Below are 17449 nucleotides of genomic sequence, written 5' to 3'. Positions count from 1 at the left end.
ATCCCAAAAAATTCAGGAGTATTTGAAATGAAAAAGATCATCCTTGCTGCCGCCGCCGTTTTGGCCATCTCCGGCAGCGCTTTCGCCGGCAGCGACAACTACGGTTCGAACGGCGCCAACCAGCCTGCGATTACGTCGACCGATAGTGGCCATACGGCTTCGGTTGAGAAGTCGGCTCCAGCCGAGCAGGCGCCTGCCCACGGTGCCGACCGTAACCTTTTCGGCCGCTAAAAGCCGGTTTCCAGCACGTGGCGGGCTTATCCGCTGCAGCTGGCAGCATCAGAAAAATTCAGGAGACTAAAATGAAGAAGATCGTTCTCGCCACCGCAGCCGTTCTGGCTGTTTCGAGCGCTGCCTTTGCCGGCAGCGACAATTATGGCTCCAATGGCGCCAACCAGCCGGCCGCTGCCGTCGACACCACCCGCACTTCGTCGACCGGCACCAACTCGGCGGTCTACAAGCTGCTGAACTCGTCGGACGACCAACAGAAGTTCGTTCCTCAGAGCAGCGACAGGGATCGGTTCGGCAACAACTAACAGCCGGAGCTTAAAAAAGAGCGGCGGGCCTGGCCCGCCGCTCTTTTTTCATGCCTGTACGACGCAGCTATCTCAAGCCGCCTTCACTTCCACCGGCTTGAGCGAGAAGGAGTGCCCATCGGCGTCGAAGATGTGCAGGTCCCCGGCATCCGCGGTCAGTCGCAGCTTTACCCCGCGCTTGACCTCGACATTGCCGGGCAGCTTGGTCACCAACGGCAGGTCAGCGCGGCCGATATCGACATAGACAAGCTGCACCTCGCCGAGTTGCTCGACATAGTCCACCACGCCCTCGAAAAGATATTCCGCGCCGGTGGCGGCCGACAGATCCTCCGGCCGCACGCCGAAGCTGACTGCCGCACCCTTGGCTGACGCCGGCGTTGCGATCGGCACCGTTGCCTTGCGGCCGCCGACATGGCTGACGATTGTCGGGTTGCCCGTCCTGTCGATCGTCGCCGGCAGGATGTTCATGGCCGGCGAGCCGATGAACTGGGCAACGAACAGATTGCCGGGCTTCTTGTAGAGGTCCATCGGCGTGCCGACCTGCTCGATATGGCCATCCTTCAGCACGACGATGCGGTCGGCGAGCGTCATCGCTTCGACCTGATCGTGGGTGACGTAGATCATGGTCGTGGCAGGCATCGATTCCTTCAGCTTGGCGATCTCGATGCGGGTCGCGACGCGCAGCGCCGCGTCGAGGTTCGACAGCGGCTCATCGAACAGGAACACTTTCGGGTTGCGCACGATGGCGCGGCCGATGGCGACACGCTGGCGCTGGCCGCCCGACATCGCCTTGGGCAGGCGGTCGAGATATTTGGTCAGCTGCAGGATTTCGGCGGCCTGCCGCACCCGCTTGTCGATCTCGGCCTTACTTTCCTTGCCGATCTTCATCGAGAAGGCCATGTTGTCGTAGACGGTCATGTGCGGATAGAGCGCATAGGACTGGAACACCATGGCGATGCCGCGCTTGGACGGCGGCACGTCGTTCACCACCTCGCCGGCGATCTTCAGCTCGCCGGAGGTGATCTCCTCAAGCCCGGCGATGGACCGCAGCAAGGTCGACTTGCCGCAACCCGACGGGCCGACGAAGACGATGAACTCGCCCGACTTTATGTCGAGGTCGATGCCGTGGAGAATGTGCAGATTGCCGTATGATTTCTTCACCTGTCTCAGCGTGACATCGGCCATAATTTCCTCCCAGTGATTTCCCTAGAGAACCTGGATTTCCTCAAAAAATCCAGTTTCGTCAAAAACTCAGTCGATGCGCCCGAACCAGGCGCCGTAGCCGCCGAGGCGGATGGAACCTGTGCCGGATTGTCCCGAAAAACCGTGCCCGGCCAATGGCAGCAGCGCCTGACCACCGAGATCGACCTCGGCCGGCTTGCTGGCCAGATTGAAGACGCAGACGATCTGCTCATTGCCCTCACGGCGGGTGAAGGCGACGGTGTCGCCCTCGCTTTCGATGAACTCGATGTCGCCTTTGGCCAGGGCCGGATGCTGGCGGCGGAAACCGAGAAAGCGCCGGTAGTGCTCGAGCAGCGAGGCCGCGTCGCCCTGCTGAACATTGACCGCTTGCGACAAGTGCTTGCCCGGCACCGGCAGCCAGGGCTTGGCCGTCGAAAAGCCGGCATTGCTGGCGGTTGCATCCCACACCATCGGCGTGCGGCAGCCGTCGCGGCCCTTGAATTCGGGCCAGAAGCGAATGCCGTAGGGGTCCTGCAGATCCTCGAACTGCAACTCGGCTTCGCCAAGCCCAAGCTCCTCTCCCTGATAGAGGCAGACCGAACCGCGCAGCGACATCAGCAGCGCCGAGATAACCTTCAGATAGGCGGCCGGGTCGGCCTCGTCGGCGGCCCAGCGCGAGGCCGGACGCATCACGTCGTGGTTGGAAAAGGCCCAGCACGACCAGCCGTCGCTGGCGACCTTGCCGAAGGCTTCCAGCACCTGGCGCACCTTGGCGGCGCTGATCTTTTCCGGCGCCAGGAAATCGAAGGAATAGCACATGTGGACGCGTTTGCCGCCGGCGGTGTAGGCGGCGACCACTTCCAGCCCACGCTGCGAATCGCCGACTTCGCCGACCGCGGCGGCCGCCGGATATTCGTCGAGCAGCGCCCGGAACCGTTCGAGGAAGGCAAGGTTTTCCGGCCGGCTCTTGTCGTAGATATGGTCCTGGTAGTTGTAGGGATTGACCGCAGGTGCTGTCTGGTCGTTGCGCTCTTCGGGCGGCAGCGGCGGATTGTTCTCCAGCCCCTGGCTGTGGAAGTAGAAATTGATGGTGTCGAGGCGGAAGCCGTCGACGCCGCGCTCCAGCCAGAAGCGGGTGACGTCGAGCAGCGCGTCCTGGACTTCCAGATTGTGGAAGTTGAGGTCCGGCTGCTCGGACAGGAAATTATGCAGATAATATTGCTGGCGGCTGGTGTCCCACTGCCAGGCCGAGCCGCCGAAGATCGACAGCCAGTTGTTGGGCGGCGTGCCGTCCGGCCTGGCGTCGGCCCAGACATACCAGTCGGCCTTGGGATTGCTACGGCTGGCGCGGCTCTCCTTGAACCATGGATGGTTGTCGGCGGTGTGCGACAGCACCTCGTCGATCATCACCTTGAGGCCGAGGTGATGGGCTTCCGCAACCAGCGCGTCGAAATCGGCGAGCGTCCCGAACATCGGGTCGACGTCGCAATAGTCCGAGACGTCGTAGCCGAAATCCTTCATCGGCGACTTGAAGAAGGGCGAAATCCAGATGGCGTCGACGCCGAGCGAGGCGATGTAGGGCAGCCTGCGGATGATGCCCTTGAGGTCGCCGATGCCGTCGCCATTGGAGTCCTGATAGGAGCGCGGATAGATCTGGTAGATCACCGCGCCCCGCCACCAGTCGCGATCGACGGCGAGATCGGGCTTCGAGGTCGCCTTCAAAGCGGCTTGCATAAGTCTCAACCTCCTTTGACCGAGCCGGCCAGCAGCCCGCGGACGAAATAGCGCTGCAGCGAGAAGAACACGATCAGCGGCACGATAATGGTGACGAAGGCCGATGTCGTCAGGATTTCCCAGTCGCCGCCGCGCGAGCCGAGCAGTGCGTTGAGCTTCGCGGTCAGCACGATCTGATCCCCTTCGGTACCGAGGAAAACCATTGCCACCAATAAGTCGTTCCACACCCACAGGAACTGGAAGATCGCAAAGGACGCCAGCACCGGGAAGGACAGCGGCAGCACGATCTTGACGAAGATTTCGAAATCGCTGGCGCCGTCGATGCGCGCCGATTCCATGATCTCGCGCGGCAGGCCGGCAATATAGCTGCGCAGGAGATAGATGGCGAAGGGCAGGCCGAAGCCGGTATGCGCCAGCCAGATGCCGAGATAGGTTTTCGACGGCACACCGAAGAAGATGCCGACGCCGTTGTAGATTTTCAAAAGCGGGATCAAGGACATCTGCAGCGGCACGACCAGCAGGCCGATGATTGTGGCGATCAGCAAGGCGCGGCCGGGAAAACGCATCCACGCCAATGCATAGGCGGCGAAGGCGGCGATCAGGATCGGGATGACCGTCGCGGGGATGGTGACGGTCAGCGAGTTTATGAACGAGCGGCCGATGCCCTCCGAAAACAGCACGGTCTGGTAATTGTCGGTGGTGAATTTCGGCGGCGCCGACGAGGCGTAATAGACGCGCTGGCCACGGTCGCCTTCGAAAGCCTTGGGCGAACTCATGACGAACGTGCCGTCGGCATTGAGCTGCAAGGTCACGCCGTCGCCGAGATCGGCAGTGGTGCCGGCCGGATATTGCGTCGGCGCCGCCGATTTGACGCCGAAGGCGCTGATGTCGCGCGCAGCACCGTCGCCGAAGATATTGCCGGCAAGCACGAACTTGCCGTCCTTCTCGACCTGCGCCGAGGCCGGCGGCAGGCGGCCGGCTTCGGTCTGGCTGGAGCTGGAGAACGAGTTCCACCAGCCCGAGGCGATGATCTGGTCCTTGTCGCGCAGCGACGAGACCAGGATGCCGAGCGTCGGCACGGTCCAGATGGCGACGAAGACGAGCACGGCGATGTGGACGCCGAAGCGGCTGGCAAAGGACTTTCCGGTCGCGACGGCCATCTCAATGTCCTCCCGTCTCTTTGTTCGCCTGGCGGATGTTCCAGACCATGATCGGGATGACCGCGATCATGATGATGATGGCGATGGTGGCGCCGCGGCCGAAATCGCCGCCGCCGCGGAACATCCAGTCGAACATCAGATTGGCCAGCACCTGGCTGTTCCACTGGCCATTGGTCATGGTCAGCACGATGTCGAACACTTTCAGCACCAGGATGGTGATCGTCGTCCAGACCACGGCGATGGTGCCCCAGATCTGCGGCACCATGATCTTCCAGAAGATCTGGAACGGATTGGCGCCGTCGATGACCGCGGCTTCAAGCGTCTCTTCGGGGATGCCGCGCAACGCCGAAGACAGGATGACCATGGCAAAGCCGGTCTGGATCCAGATCAGGATGATCATCAGGAAGAAATTGTTCCAGAACGGCAGCGATATCCAGACCTGCGGCTGACCGCCGAAATACTGGATGATGGCGTTGAGCAGACCGATCTGCGTCTGGCCCTCGCCGCGATATTCGTAGATGAATTTCCAGATCACGCTGGCGCCGACGAAGGAGATCGCCAGCGGCAGGAAAATCAGGCTCTTGGCGATCGTGCCCCACCAGATCTTGTCAGTGAGCACGGCGATTATCAGCCCTAGAAAGGTGCAGGCGGCGGGCACCACCGCGAGCCAGATGATGTTATTCAGGATCGAGTTGCGGAACTCGCGGTCGCCGAACGCCCATTCATAGTTGGCGAAGCCGACAAAATGCTGGCCGCCGCGGTCGAGGAAGGACAGCCAGAGCGTCGCCACCACCGGATAGATCAGGTAGACGGTGAGGATGATCATCGCCGGGCCGACGAACAGCCACGGACGGACCAGTCCTTGCCGGCGCAGATTGTCGATGGCCGCAGCCCCGGCCACGCCGCGCGACGGGAATATCAGGTCGACCAGCTTGTTGGCGCCCCAGAAATAGGCGACGCAGCCGCCGACGCCGATGATGATGACAAAAATGGCCGATAAGATCTGAGCAGCCATGGGTCCCTCTTCCCTGCGCATGATCGGCCGGGCCTTGAACAGCCCTGGCGATGTGGCTCTGCGCCGATTTAAGTTATTCTGAAACGAACGAACGCAAATCGGTCCGGCGTAAGGCGCCGGTCGGATCCGGGCCATAGCGGCCCGGATCCAGTCTGTGGAGGAAGTCCTGAATTTGCCGCCAAAGCGGCTGAACACTTGGCAGTGGTTACTTGCCAGCTGACTGCTTGCCAGCTGACTACTTGATAGCGTCCCAGCTCTTCTGGATGTCGGTGGCGACATCCTGCGCCGACTTGCCGCCGACCAGATCGATCATGCCGGTCCAGAAGGCGCCGGCGCCGATCTTGCCCGGCATCAGGTCCGAACCGTCGAAGCGGAAGGTCGAGGCATTGGCGAGGATATCGCCCTGCTTCTTCAGCGCGTCGCTGGCATAGGCATCCTTGTTGACCGACTTGAGCGGCGTGACGAAGCCGCCCTGGGCCATCCAGATTTCATGTGCCAGCGGCATTTTCAGGAATTCGATGAACGCGCGTGCACCCTTCGAATCCTTGGTGATCATGGCCAGCGTGCCGGCGCCGAGCACAGGCGTGCCCAGCTCGGGCTTGGATGCATAGGGCGGGAAGTAAAAGAAGTCGGCGTCCTGTCCAACCTTTGTGCCTTCCGGGAAGAAGGTCGGGATGAACGATGCCTGATGGTGCAGGTAGCATTTCGGCGGCACCGAGAAGAGGCCCTTCGGGCTGTCGCGGAAGTCGGTCGCGGCAACCGCCTTGGCCCCACCGTCGACCATCTTGTCGTCGGTCGCGATCTTGCCGAAAATGTCGATGGCGTTGACCACCGCCGGATCGTTGAACGGGATCTCGTTCTTTACCCACTTGTCATACACGTCGGGCGCCTGGGTGCGCAGCATGATGTCTTCGACCCAGTCGGTCGCCGGCCAGCCGGTAGCGCCGCCTGAGCCGAGGCCGATGCACCACGGCGTGCCGCCGTCGGCGATGATCTTCTTCTCGAGGTCGGCGAGCTCTTCCTGGGTCTTGGGAACCTTGTAGCCGGCTTCCTCGAAATTGTCGGGCGAATACCAGACCAGCGATTTCACGTCGGCCTTGTAGGGGAAGGCGAAGAAGCCCGGCTTGCCGTCCTTGTCCTTGAAGGTGCCGAGATCGACCCATGACTGGCCGGCGCCGTAATTGTCCTTGATCCATTTGGCGGTGTCGTCGCCCAGCGGCGTCAAAAGGCCCTTGGACGCCAGATCCTGGATCAGGCCCGGCTGCGGCAGTACGGCGATATTGGGCGGGCTGCCGGCCTGGGTATCGATGACGATCTGCTGTTCGTAATTTTCCGACGAGGAGTATTTGATCTCGGCGCCGGTGGCTTCCTGAAAATATTCGAGAACAGTGCGGATGAGGCCTTCGTCCTCGCCGCGCCAGGGCCCGAAGATGGTCAGCGTCTCGCCCTTGAGATCGACCTTCTTCAGCTCTTCGTAATTGGCCCAGTTGAAGCGCTTGTCTTCCCCGGGCTTGAACTTCAGTTCGGCTTGCGCCGGCAGGGACAAGGCGAGCGTGGCAAACGCTGCGCCAAGCAGAAGCATCTTCTTCATCGGTATTCCTCCCAGTGTGGACACATACACCCGGACGGAACCTCCATTCCGCCCGCCGACGCTGCAGGACTGTGACTCGTTCAGAAAGGAACCGCAACCTTTCGAAGAGTCTTCCAAAGCGCTTTGGTCTTTTTGATCTCGCCATTGAATCGGCTGGGAGTCAAGAGGGCGGTGGGCTAATCGATTTAATTCCGAGCTGGAGTGACTTGGTAAAGTGCACTGCAGCATAGTTTTACGGCGGTGCAGCAGCGTATTAAGCTTCAAACTGGCCGGACCAGTGCGTATGGTCGACCAGCTTGGCCGCGCCCGTTGTGGCGCCGCGTGGCTTCCAAATTAAAAGCGCTTTGAGGCTTGGAGGCCTCCCAGTGAACCTGAAGCAGCTCTCTCATATGCTAGCCCTGTCGCAGACAACGGTAAGCCGTGCGCTCAACGGCTATCCGGAGGTCAACGAGGAAACCCGCCGGCGCGTGGTGGATGCCGCCAAGCGCCACGGCTACCGGCCCAACCCGAGCGCGCGCCGGCTGGCGACCGGCAAGACGGGCATGATCGGCTATGTGCTGCCGACGGGCGCCTCCGTCGACATCGACCCGCATTTCGTCGAGTTCCTGTCGGGTCTCGGCGACTATGCCCGCTCGCACGAGCTCGACCTGGTGCTGTCGCCGGCCGATGCCGACGACCAGGAAACCACCTATCGCCGCATCGTCGCCAACCGCCAAGTCGACGCCGTCTACATCTCCTCGCCGCGCCCGGCCGACCGGCGGGTGGCGCTGGTCAACACGCTCGGCATTCCCTTCATCGTCCATGGCCGCAGCGAAGGCTCCGATTTCGACTACCCCTTCACCGACATCGACAATGAGGGCGGCTTCCACGACGCCGCCCGGCTGCTGGTTCAGCTCGGCCACCGGCGGCTGGCGCTGATCAATGGCGACGACCGCGAGACCTTCGCCATCCACCGCGAGCGCGGCATGCGCAGGGCGCTGGCCGCGAGCGGCCTGACGCTCGGCGAGCGCCATGTCTGTTCACTCACCATGACCGAGGAGAACGGCTACCGCGCCGCCAGGCGCCTGCTCGAACAGAGCGAGCGACCGACGGCGATCGCCTGCTCCAGCCTGATCATGTCGCTCGGCGTCGTGCGCGCGGTGCGCGACCTTGGCCTGACCATTCCCGGCGACCTGTCGTTGATTGCCCATGACGACGTCTTTCCATGGCTGAAGCCGGAGAATTTTTCCGTGCCGCTGTCGACGACGCGCTCGTCGATCCGCCTCGCCGGCGCCCGCATCGCCGAACGCCTGGCAGCGCGCATTTCCGGCTTGGAAGAAGGGGCGCGAGGCGAGGTCTGGCCAGTCGATCTGGTGGTGAGGGGTTCGGTCGCAGGCGCCCCCGTCTAGGGATTAATCCATCGCTCCGCTGGGCAAGTTCACCCTTGTGGATGTTGCCCGCAGATAGATTGACTTTGTTGGGACAACGGTCTGCCTGGACCTGTCCTTGATTTGGCTTCGAGTGGGTGGCAACCAGTAAGCCAGAGCCATCAACCAGTCCTCAGGGTGCGCCACTTGCCCATATTCCCGTTCTCCGAAACGGATCCAATCCGGCATCCTGGCCCACCGCCGAAAACGTCGGAGGTGGTCATAATTGGTGGCGGCATCATCGGCGTGACGACGGCGCTTTTCCTGGCGCAGCGGAACATTGCGGTGACGCTGCTGGAAAAAGGACGCGTTGCGGCCGAACAGTCGTCGCGCAATTGGGGCTGGATCCGAAAGCAGGGGCGAGACGCGGATGAACTGCCTGTCGTCATCGAGGCTATTCGCCTGTGGCGGCAGTTGGCCGAGGAGTGCGGCGAAGACATCGGGCTGACCCAGACGGGCGTGACCTACCTGGCGAACTCGGACAAGGACATGGCCGGCTTCGAAGCGTTCATGAAGATCGCAGCGATCCATGCGCTCGACACGCGCCTGCTGGACGCAGATGAAACCGCGAAGCTCATCAAAGGCATGTCACGCAAATTCAAGGGCGCGATGACGACGCCCTCCGACATGCGGGCGGAGCCTTGGTTGGCCGTGCCGGCGCTTGCCCGGCTTGCCGTGCGAAAAGGCGTCAAAATTGTCGAGAATTGTGCGGCGCGAGCCCTCGAAATCTCGGCCGGCAAGGTCAAGGGCGTGTGGACCGAGGCGGGGTATGTCGAGGCCTCCAGCGTGCTGGTCGCGGGCGGCGCCTGGTCATCCCTGTTCCTGAGAAGACACGGCGTCTCCATCCCCCAGCTCAGCGTCAGGGTAACCGTGGCCGCAACGGAGCCCATGCCTGAGGTCTATGCAGGTGCGGCAGCCGACGAACACATCGCGTTCCGGCGCAGGCAGGATGGCGGATATACGCTCGCCGCGGGCGGCAGCCATTTGCTTTATTTGGGGCCCGACGCATTCCGGCACGCCACCAAATACCTTCCCGCCCTCAGGGACAATCCGTTCGGGACGCGCTACTTTCCGTTCGCCCCGTCAGGCTACCCTGACGCCTGGTCGACGCCGCGCGATTGGGCGCCGGATTCCGTCAGTCCTTTCGAAAAAATGCGAGTGCTGAACCCGCCCCCTGAACGAGCCGGTCTGCGTTCGATAGAACGTAACTTCGGGTGTCTTTTTCCACAGTTCGAAGCAGTTCGCCTGAAGGCAGGCTGGGGCGGCATGATCGACGCCATGCCGGACGTCGTCCCTGTCGTGGATCGGGTTGAGGCAGTCGGCGGCCTTTTCGTCGCGACGGGAATGAGCGGTCACGGCTTCGGCATCGGGCCTGGTATAGGCCGCGTCGTTGCCGACATGATCCAAGGAAACCTGACCGGGCACGACCTCAGCCGCTTCCGGCTGTCGCGCTTCTGTGATGGCAGCCCTGTCCGGCTCGGTCCGGCGCTCTGAATTGGTGGCGCGAAATTCGCCCGGTTTACTTGTTCGCCGCCGCCTTCGTATCCAGCAGCCCATAACCGAAATCATTGTCCCGTCCCTTCGGGCCAAGGTCCCTGGCGGTGGCCGCCAGCGCCTTTTCGATGTCGTCGGCGGAGCGCTCGGGTGAAGCGTGGATCAAATTGGCGATAGCGCCGGACACGATCGCGGCAGCAAACGAGGTGCCGGTGACGACGTCAGAGCCGGCGCCGCTCGGCGCCACCATCTCGACGCCGGGCGCCGAGATGAAGACATAAGCGCCGCGATTGGCCTGCTGCATCAGCCCGTCCTTGGCGTCGGTGGCGGTGACCGCGATGACGCCGTCATAGGCGGCGGGGTAGCCATAGGGCGCTTTCGGCCCGTTGTTGCCGGCAGCAGCGACCAGGATGATGCCGAGCCCGCGCGCATTGCGGCAGGCGGTGGCGAGCAGATCGTTCTTGGGGCCGACGAAACTCATATTGATGATGCTGACATTCTGGTCCGCCGCCCAGTCGAGCGCCGACAGGATGACATCCATGGTCGACCTGCCGTCCTCGAAGGCGCGGGCGTGATAGATCCTGGCGCCGGGCGCCATGCCTTCGAGCGCGCCGACGCCGGCGATCAGCCCGTCGACCGAGGTACCGTGGTCACGCTTTTCGACCGGCACGTTGGGCATGGCGTCGAACTGGTCGGCAATGACGCCGGACAGCGCCGGATTGGTGTCGTCTATGCCGGTGTCGATGACGGCGATGCGCACGTTTTCGCCACTGGCTTGCTTGTTGTCGAGCTGAATGCGCTCGAAGGCATAGTTGACGATGCCGGCCGCCTGCTGCAGCGAATAGATATGGTTTGGCTCGCGCCGCAGGGTGCGGCCATCGGCGGCCAGCTGCGCCAGCACGGCGCCGACCGGGCGGCCGTCGGGAATGCCGAAGCGCACCAGTGTGGTGCCGAGCAGCCGCGACTGGCGCTGCGAGCGCACTTCAAGGCCGAAGGAGGCGGCGATCTGCTGGACGGCGCCGGCATCGCCGTCGACGGTCACCAGCACCTCGTCGGGCACGAACTCGCCGGCGATGGCACGGCGCGGCGCGGTCGCGACAAGATCGGTCGGCGAAACGATCGCCCCGCCGGCGGGTGGCCCGGCCTGCGTGTCGGCAGGCGGCGCTGACGGCCGTGGCGTCGGCACGGGCGCTTCGGGAACCGGTGGGTTGGGAAACAGGTCGACGATCAGGGCCGGAAGGGTAACTGCGCCTGGTTCGCCGCCGACGTTGGCCTCATTGCCGTCTTTCGGGCAGTCGGCAGCCGCCGCTCCGGCCGCGTCGGTGCAGTCGGCCCGGCCGGCATTGGGATCATTGGTCTGCGCCGACGCCGGCACGGCGACGATTGTCGTCGCCGCCACCAGGATCGCCGCAAATCGAATGACCGCCCTAGCTGCCATCAACCGGTTTCCTTCCCTCGATCACAGTCTCCGCGAACGGCTGGGCGGCAATAAGGCCGACGAGCCTGGTGTAGTCTGCTCCGGTCTTGACCGGGATGGCAATGCGGAAGACGCCCGAGGCGGTCGGCCCGCCGGCGATCTTCAGCGCGTTCTGGTCGAGGAAGGCGGCGATGTCGGACATCTTCGCATCCGGCTTGAACTTGACCAGCGCGAACGGCAGTTTCGTCAGCTCATCCTCGGCGCCGGCAACCTCGAAATCATGGCTCTTGCCGCCGGTCTGCACGTAGGACTGCACCACGACCAACGCCAGCAGCACCGCCGCTGCCGCCCAGCCGACCGTGGCCGGCATCGCCGTGAACCGGCCGAGTGCCTGCGCCAGCCAGGAACGGCCCGCGGGAGCGCGGACCGGGCCGGCTTGGGCGTCGAGCGCCCTGGCAAAGCGGCTGAGCGCATCGGCCGGTGGCCGGATCGCCTCGTTGGCGGCGGTGGCGCCGGAGAATTCCGCCTCAGCCTCGCCAAGCGCCGCCATCGCCGCCGGATCGCTCGCCAGCCATTCCTCGACGGCTTCGAGGTCCGAGCCTTCCAGCGAGCCGTTCAGGTAGAACGGCAGCAGCGTTTCCATTTCGTCGCGGCGTGACATTTTTCCAGCGGCGCTCATATCTTCAGGATTGCTCATGGCCACCCCCTGTCGTAACCGGCGGCCTTGAGGGCTTCGCCGAGTTTCTTGCGGGCGTAGAACATTCGGGTCTTGACAGTGGCGACCGGGATGCCGAGCACCTCGCCGATCTCCGTCACCGACTGTCCATGGTAATAGGCAAGGTCGACCACCGAGCGGTGTTCCTCCGGCAAGGCATCGACGAAGCGCCGCAAGGCGGCGCCCTTGTCTTCCTTCATGGTGGCGACTTCCGGCGTGTCGGCGCCATCGGGAACCTGCGCCGCATCGTCGTCATCGATCCAGTCTTCTTTTTTCTTGCGCAGCATCGACAGCGCCTTGAAGCGGGCGATGCCGAGCAGCCATGTCGAGACTTCCGAGCGCCCTTCGAAACCGGGCGCCTGGCGCCACAGCTCAAGAAAGACCTCGTTTGCGATATCGTCGGCCATCATTTCCGATCCCGTCTGGCGCACCACGAAGCGGTAGACCCGCGCGTGGTGACGCATGAACAGCAGCCGAACAGCGGCACGGTCGCCCTTCGCGACCCGGTCGACAAGCGCGCGATCAGTCTCGGTCGCTGCCGTCATGGCCGGTCGAGCCGCCTGGCTCCTGTCTGCTCTGTCGCCGATCGGTTCAAAAAGGTTCATCCTTCCGCCAAGGAATTTTGGCGAAGCTAACCGAAGAAGGTGAGTGTTGCCAGAGTGTCTCCCTTCTCCCCGTCACTATACGGGGAGAAGGTGGCGGCAGCCGGATGAGGGGCGGCACCGGCGTTGGGGTATTTATGTTTGATGTTGCGCTGCCCCTCACCCTTACCCTCTCCCCGTATAGTGACGGGAGAGGGGGGTAGCGAACGGCGGCTCAGCGACGACCTCCGTCACCCCAAAAACGGCTTAGCCTTCATGGTCTCCGGCACCGGCACACCCAGCCGCTTCAGCACCGTCGGCGCCAGTTGCAGCTGATCAAGCAGCGTGTCCGCATCCGGCCCTTTGCCGGCTCCGAAATAATACAGCGCGAAATCCTGCATTTCATCGTCGCGGCCGCCATGATGGCCGCGGTCTGTCTGGCCGTGGTCGGCGGTTACGATCACCTCGTAACCGGCTTGCCGCCAGCCCGGCAGGAAGGCTGCCAGCATGCCGTCCATCGCATAGCAGGCATGGTCCATTTCGTGGCAGTCATGGCCGAAGCGATGACCCATCGAATCCAGCGTGCAGGTGTGCAGGATCCCGTAGTCGATATCATGGCGCCGGGTCAGCATGGTCAGCGTCGCAAACAGGTCGACATCGCTCGGCGTCATCTGGTTGCGGGCATTATAGCCGGTCATGGTGTGGAAGCGGCCATGCGTGATGGGTCCGTTGGGCTCGTCGAACTCCATGTCCTCGATCAGGTCGAACGGATAGGAGCGGAAGAATTCGGACCAGTAGGAGTGCGTCACCGCGCCGGTCTTGCCGCCGGCCTTGCTGATTTCGGAGAAAATATCCGGCTTGTTGACGAGAAACCGGTTTTCGTTGGACAGGATGCCGTGCTCCTGCGGCGAAACGCCGGTGTGGATCGAGGCATAGCAGCAGGCCGAGGTCGACGGCAGCACCGAGCGCATCTTCCACACCTGCGCCTCGCCCGACTGCACCCAGCCCTCGAGATTGCCCATCAGCCGGCGCCAGTTCCGGTAGGGCACGCCGTCGAGAATGATGAGCAGCAGTTTGGTCTTGAGCGCCATGGGCGGCTCCGGAAAGCTTTTGCCGTTGAAGGAAGTTTTCGCGACAAAGGCCGCGAATTCCCTACTAGTTCCCCGCGCTCGCCATGCGCCGTCCCTTGATCGCCTTTTCCAGCCAGCCGATCTCCATCTCGGGAACGGACGACAGCAGCAGGTCGGTATAGGCGTCGAAGGGCGGCGTCAGCACCTTGCTCTTGGCGCCATAGCGCACCACCTCGCCGCGGTACATCACCGCGATCGAATCCGCGATCGACTTCACCGTCGCCAGATCGTGAGTGATAAAGAGGTAGGCGACCTTCTCGTGCTGCTGCAGGTTGAGCAGCAGCTTGAGAATGCCGTTGGCCACCAGCGGGTCGAGCGCCGATGTCACCTCGTCGCAGATGATCAGCTTGGGCTTGGCGGCGAGCGAGCGGGCGATACAGACGCGCTGTTTCTGGCCTCCGGAGAGTTCGGCCGGATAACGATCGAGAAAGCCCTTGCCCATCTCGATCTCGTCGAGCAGTTCGGCGACCCGCTTGTCGCGCTCGCGGCCGCGTATGCCGAAATAGAATTCCAGCGGCCGGCCGATGATGGTGCCGACGGTCTGGCGCGGGTTCATCGCCACGTCGGCCATCTGGTAGATCATCTGCAATTGCCGCAGGTCCTCCTTCGGCCGGTCGGCAAGCCTATTGGCAAGCGGCCTGCCGTCGAAGGTAACGGTGCCTTCCTCGGGCGGCAACAGCCCGGTGATGGCGCGCGCCAGGGTCGACTTGCCCGAGCCGGATTCGCCGACGACGGCCAGCGTCTGCCCCGGATAGATGTCGACAGAGACGTTCTTCAGCACCTTGACGTTGCTGCCGCCGTAAGCGGCGGTGACGTTCTTGACCGACAGGAACGGCGCGGCGCCGGGCTTCTGCTCGGCATGCTCGATCTCATGCACCGAGACCAGCGCATTGGTGTATTCCTGGCGCGGCTCCTTGATGATCTGGCGAGTGCCGCCCCATTCGACCAGCCTGCCATGGCGCAGCACCATGATCTCGTCCGAGACCTGGGCGACGACGGCAAGATCGTGGGTAATGTAGAGCGCCGCGACATGGGTGTCGCGGATGGCGTCCTTGATCGCCGCCAGCACGTCGATCTGCGTCGTCACGTCGAGCGCCGTGGTCGGCTCGTCGAAGACGATCAGGTCGGGTTCCGAACACAGCGCCATAGCCGTCATCACGCGCTGCAACTGGCCGCCTGAGACCTGGTGCGGGAAGCGTTCGCCGATGATTTCGGGGTTTGGCAGGCTGAGCTTCTTGAACAACGCCACGGCACGTTTCTCGGCCTCGGCGCGTGTCGCTGTGCCATGCAGCAGCGTTGCTTCCACCACCTGGTCCATCAGCTTGTGCGCCGGGTTGAAGGCGGCGGCCGCCGACTGCGCGACATAGCAGACCTCGCGGCCGCGCAATTTGCGGAAACCTTCCTTGCCGCCCTTGAGGATATCGCGGCCGTTGAGCAGCACCTCTCCGCCGGTGATGCGCACGCCGCCACGGCCATAGCCCATCGACGACAGGCCGATGGTCGACTTGCCGGCGCCGGACTCGCCGATCAGGCCGAGCACCTTGCCCTTTTCCAGCGTCAGCGAGACATCGTGGACCAAAACGATGTTCTTCGGCGCTTCGCCGGGCGGAAACACTGTCGCTTCGATGCGCAGATTGCGGATATCGAGCAGCAGGCCGGGCTTTGCTTTTGTGTCAGCCATCACCCGCGTCCTCCCTTCAGGCTTGTCGTGCGGTTGAGCACCCAGTCAGCGACCAGATTGACCGAAATCGCCAGTGCCGCGATCGCCGCGGCGGGGATGAGTGCCGCCCCGATACCGAAGACGATGCCGTCCTTGTTTTCCTTGACCATGCCGCCCCAGTCGGCATCCGGCGGTTGCACGCCAAGGCCGAGAAAGGACAGCGTCGACAAGAAAAGCACCGCGTAGATGAAGCGCAGGCCAAGTTCCGAGACCAGCGGCGACAGCGCGTTGGGCAGGATCTCGCGGAAGATGATCCAGCCGCTGCCTTCGCCCCGCAGCTTGGCGGCCTCGACATAATCCATGACGTTGATGTCGACGGCCACCGCGCGCGACAGCCGGTAGACGCGGGTCGAGTCGAGGACGCCCATCACCAGGATCAGCGTCACCAGATTGGTCGGCAGCACCGAAAGCACGACGAGCGCCATGATCAGGGTCGGGATCGACATCAGCAGATCGACAAGGCGCGACAGAAGCGTGTCGAACCAGCCGCCGAACACCGCCGCCGAAAAGCCGAGGATGGCGCCGAGCGAGAATGACAGCGCGGTGGCCAGCACCGCAATGAACAGCGTGATGCGAGCGCCGTAGATCATGCGCGACAGAAGATCGCGACCGAGATTGTCGGTGCCCAGCAAATGTGCCGCCGTCATCGGTTCCCAGACATCGCCGACGATTTCGGCATTGCCGTACGGTGCGATCAACGGTGCGAAAACTGCCGCCAGCACGAACATAGCCGTCAGCACGATGCCGATCAGCGCGGGGATGGGGATGCGTTTGATGTCGAGCATGCCCGCCGCCTATTTCGGATGTCTGAGGCGCGGATTGGCGACAATCGCCCCGATGTCCGCAATGATGTTCAGGCTGATATAGACGGCGGCGAAGACCAGGCCGACCGCCTGCACCACCGGCACGTCGCGCTTGGTGACGTGGTCGACCAGATATTGTCCCATGCCGGGATAGACGAAGATCACCTCGACCACGACGACGCCGACGATGAGGTAGGCGAGGTTGAGCATGACGACGTTGATGATCGGCGCTATGGCATTGGGGAAAGCATGCTTGCGGATGACGTTGAAGGCCGACAGGCCTTTCAGTTCCGCCGTCTCGACATAGGCCGACTGCATGACGTTGAGGATGGCCGCGCGGGTCATGCGCATCATATGCGCCAGCACAACCAGCGTCAGCGCGGTGGCTGGCAACGCGATCGCCTGCATGCGCTCACCGAACGGCATGCCGTCATAGACCGTGGAAATGGCCGGGAACCATTGATACTTCACGGCAAAGAAATAGACGAGCACATAGCCGATGAAGAATTCCGGGAAAGATGTCGAGGCGAGCGCCAGGCCGGAGATCAGCTTGTCGACCCAGCCATTGCGGTAACGCACGGCGATCAGGCCGAGGATGATGGCCAGCGGCACGGCCACGATCGCAGCCCAGAAGGCGAGGAACAGCGTGTTCCACAGCCGCCCGTTGATCGACGTGGCAATATCCTGGCCGCTCGACATCGCCGTGCCAAGATCGCCGGTGAGCACACCGCCTAGCCAATGGAAATACCTGATGTAAGCCGGCTGATTCAGGCCGAGCTGCTCGCGCAGATTGGCGAGCGATTCCGGCGTCGCCGACTGTCCGAGAATGGCTTGCGCGACGTCGCCGGGCAGGATCTGGGTGCCGGCGAAGATCAGGACCGAAACGGCCAGCAAGAGGACGATGCCCAGCGCAACGCGCTGGGCCACAAGTTTCACGACGGGTGAGGACATATCCGCAAAGCCGG

Annotated in this window: 16 protein-coding genes; 4 read left to right on the top strand and 12 right to left on the bottom strand. The window is 63.1% G+C overall.

Annotated elements, in window-relative coordinates; all coding sequences use genetic code 11:
• Positions 1-27: 27 nt before the first annotated feature.
• Both NLY44_RS24860 and NLY44_RS24855 read left to right on the top strand, forming a co-directional pair.
• Positions 28-231 (top strand): DUF680 domain-containing protein, encoded by a 204-nt coding sequence (locus NLY44_RS24860; protein WP_023668886.1) that lies wholly within the window; start codon positions 28-30, stop codon positions 229-231.
• Positions 232-302: 71 nt separating this feature from the next.
• Positions 303-536 (top strand): DUF680 domain-containing protein, encoded by a 234-nt coding sequence (locus NLY44_RS24855; protein ID WP_023694259.1) that lies wholly within the window; start codon positions 303-305, stop codon positions 534-536.
• A gap of 72 nt (positions 537-608) precedes the next feature.
• On the opposite strand, the gene NLY44_RS24850 is transcribed toward NLY44_RS24855, so the two are convergent.
• The 5 genes from NLY44_RS24850 to NLY44_RS24830 all read right to left on the bottom strand — a co-directional run bounded on the left by NLY44_RS24850 (position 609) and on the right by NLY44_RS24830 (position 7218).
• On the bottom strand, positions 609-1721 hold the full coding sequence (locus tag NLY44_RS24850) for an ABC transporter ATP-binding protein (RefSeq protein WP_023806206.1): 1113 nt from the start codon (positions 1719-1721) through the stop codon (positions 609-611).
• Between the two features lie 66 nt (positions 1722-1787).
• Positions 1788-3452 (bottom strand): beta-galactosidase BglA, encoded by a 1665-nt coding sequence (bglA, locus tag NLY44_RS24845; protein WP_031198273.1) that lies wholly within the window; start codon positions 3450-3452, stop codon positions 1788-1790.
• Positions 3453-3457: 5 nt separating this feature from the next.
• Positions 3458-4612 carry a carbohydrate ABC transporter permease gene (locus tag NLY44_RS24840; protein WP_023703632.1) on the bottom strand — a complete coding sequence of 385 codons (1155 nt, stop codon included), beginning with the start codon at positions 4610-4612 and terminating at the stop codon, positions 3458-3460.
• A 1-nt stretch (position 4613) separates the two neighbouring features.
• The gene (locus NLY44_RS24835; protein WP_023668891.1) at positions 4614-5627 is read right to left on the bottom strand and encodes a carbohydrate ABC transporter permease; all 1014 of its coding nucleotides are present in this window, start codon (positions 5625-5627) and stop codon (positions 4614-4616) included.
• A 235-nt stretch (positions 5628-5862) separates the two neighbouring features.
• Entirely contained in the window at positions 5863-7218 is a 1356-nt protein-coding gene (locus tag NLY44_RS24830) for an ABC transporter substrate-binding protein (RefSeq protein ID WP_023668892.1), read from the bottom strand.
• 365 nt (positions 7219-7583) lie between these two features.
• Here NLY44_RS24830 and NLY44_RS24825 point away from each other — a divergent pair, with 365 nt between their 5' ends.
• A complete protein-coding gene (locus NLY44_RS24825) occupies positions 7584-8606 on the top strand; it encodes a substrate-binding domain-containing protein (protein WP_023729697.1) in 1023 nt (340 codons plus the stop codon).
• Between the two features lie 165 nt (positions 8607-8771).
• Complete coding sequence (locus NLY44_RS24820) at positions 8772-10118, top strand: NAD(P)/FAD-dependent oxidoreductase (RefSeq protein ID WP_023806207.1); 1347 nt, start codon at positions 8772-8774, stop codon at positions 10116-10118.
• Positions 10119-10143: 25 nt separating this feature from the next.
• Here NLY44_RS24820 and NLY44_RS24815 read toward each other — a convergent pair whose 3' ends face one another.
• From NLY44_RS24815 to NLY44_RS24785, 7 genes are all read right to left on the bottom strand, one after another.
• Entirely contained in the window at positions 10144-11556 is a 1413-nt protein-coding gene (locus NLY44_RS24815; protein ID WP_286455612.1) for a S8 family serine peptidase, read from the bottom strand.
• Positions 11546-12214, bottom strand: a complete 669-nt coding sequence (locus NLY44_RS24810) for a hypothetical protein (RefSeq protein WP_023806208.1) — start codon at positions 12212-12214, stop codon at positions 11546-11548. The genes NLY44_RS24815 and NLY44_RS24810 overlap by 11 nt, the downstream gene beginning before the upstream one ends.
• Positions 12215-12228: 14 nt before the next feature.
• Complete coding sequence (locus tag NLY44_RS24805; RefSeq protein WP_023725917.1) at positions 12229-12795, bottom strand: sigma-70 family RNA polymerase sigma factor; 567 nt, start codon at positions 12793-12795, stop codon at positions 12229-12231.
• A 287-nt stretch (positions 12796-13082) separates the two neighbouring features.
• Positions 13083-13922, bottom strand: a complete 840-nt coding sequence (locus NLY44_RS24800; RefSeq protein WP_023806209.1) for an alkaline phosphatase family protein — start codon at positions 13920-13922, stop codon at positions 13083-13085.
• Positions 13923-13986: 64 nt separating this feature from the next.
• Positions 13987-15642 carry an ABC transporter ATP-binding protein gene (locus NLY44_RS24795; RefSeq protein ID WP_023806210.1) on the bottom strand — a complete coding sequence of 552 codons (1656 nt, stop codon included), beginning with the start codon at positions 15640-15642 and terminating at the stop codon, positions 13987-13989.
• Positions 15642-16466: an ABC transporter permease gene (locus tag NLY44_RS24790; RefSeq protein WP_023671389.1), complete on the bottom strand. Its 825-nt coding sequence runs from the start codon at positions 16464-16466 to the stop codon at positions 15642-15644. The genes NLY44_RS24795 and NLY44_RS24790 overlap by 1 nt, the downstream gene beginning before the upstream one ends.
• A gap of 9 nt (positions 16467-16475) precedes the next feature.
• The gene (locus NLY44_RS24785; RefSeq protein WP_023806211.1) at positions 16476-17435 is read right to left on the bottom strand and encodes an ABC transporter permease; all 960 of its coding nucleotides are present in this window, start codon (positions 17433-17435) and stop codon (positions 16476-16478) included.
• Positions 17436-17449 lie beyond the last annotated feature (14 nt).

Source organism: Mesorhizobium sp. C089B (assembly GCF_030323125.1).
Taxonomy (GTDB): Bacteria; Pseudomonadota; Alphaproteobacteria; order Rhizobiales; family Rhizobiaceae; genus Mesorhizobium.
The sequence above is the reverse complement of the archived record's forward strand: the minus strand, read 5'-3'. Positions and strand labels throughout refer to the sequence as shown.

Excerpts from the sequence above, each read along its gene's own strand:
- NLY44_RS24860 (WP_023668886.1), top strand. The coding sequence starts at position 28 with ATGAAAAAGATCATCCTTGCTGCCGCCGCCGTTTTGGCCATCTCCGGC.
- NLY44_RS24855 (WP_023694259.1), top strand. The coding sequence starts at position 303 with ATGAAGAAGATCGTTCTCGCCACCGCAGCCGTTCTGGCTGTTTCGAGC.
- NLY44_RS24850 (WP_023806206.1), bottom strand. The coding sequence starts at position 1,721 with ATGGCCGATGTCACGCTGAGACAGGTGAAGAAATCATACGGCAATCTG.
- bglA (WP_031198273.1), bottom strand. The coding sequence starts at position 3,452 with ATGCAAGCCGCTTTGAAGGCGACCTCGAAGCCCGATCTCGCCGTCGAT.
- NLY44_RS24840 (WP_023703632.1), bottom strand. The coding sequence starts at position 4,612 with ATGGCCGTCGCGACCGGAAAGTCCTTTGCCAGCCGCTTCGGCGTCCAC.
- NLY44_RS24835 (WP_023668891.1), bottom strand. The coding sequence starts at position 5,627 with ATGGCTGCTCAGATCTTATCGGCCATTTTTGTCATCATCATCGGCGTC.
- NLY44_RS24830 (WP_023668892.1), bottom strand. The coding sequence starts at position 7,218 with ATGAAGAAGATGCTTCTGCTTGGCGCAGCGTTTGCCACGCTCGCCTTG.
- NLY44_RS24815 (WP_286455612.1), bottom strand. The coding sequence starts at position 11,556 with ATGGCAGCTAGGGCGGTCATTCGATTTGCGGCGATCCTGGTGGCGGCG.
- NLY44_RS24810 (WP_023806208.1), bottom strand. The coding sequence starts at position 12,214 with ATGAGCGCCGCTGGAAAAATGTCACGCCGCGACGAAATGGAAACGCTG.
- NLY44_RS24805 (WP_023725917.1), bottom strand. The coding sequence starts at position 12,795 with ATGACGGCAGCGACCGAGACTGATCGCGCGCTTGTCGACCGGGTCGCG.
- NLY44_RS24800 (WP_023806209.1), bottom strand. The coding sequence starts at position 13,922 with ATGGCGCTCAAGACCAAACTGCTGCTCATCATTCTCGACGGCGTGCCC.
- NLY44_RS24795 (WP_023806210.1), bottom strand. The coding sequence starts at position 15,642 with ATGGCTGACACAAAAGCAAAGCCCGGCCTGCTGCTCGATATCCGCAAT.
- NLY44_RS24790 (WP_023671389.1), bottom strand. The coding sequence starts at position 16,466 with ATGCTCGACATCAAACGCATCCCCATCCCCGCGCTGATCGGCATCGTG.
- NLY44_RS24785 (WP_023806211.1), bottom strand. The coding sequence starts at position 17,435 with ATGTCCTCACCCGTCGTGAAACTTGTGGCCCAGCGCGTTGCGCTGGGC.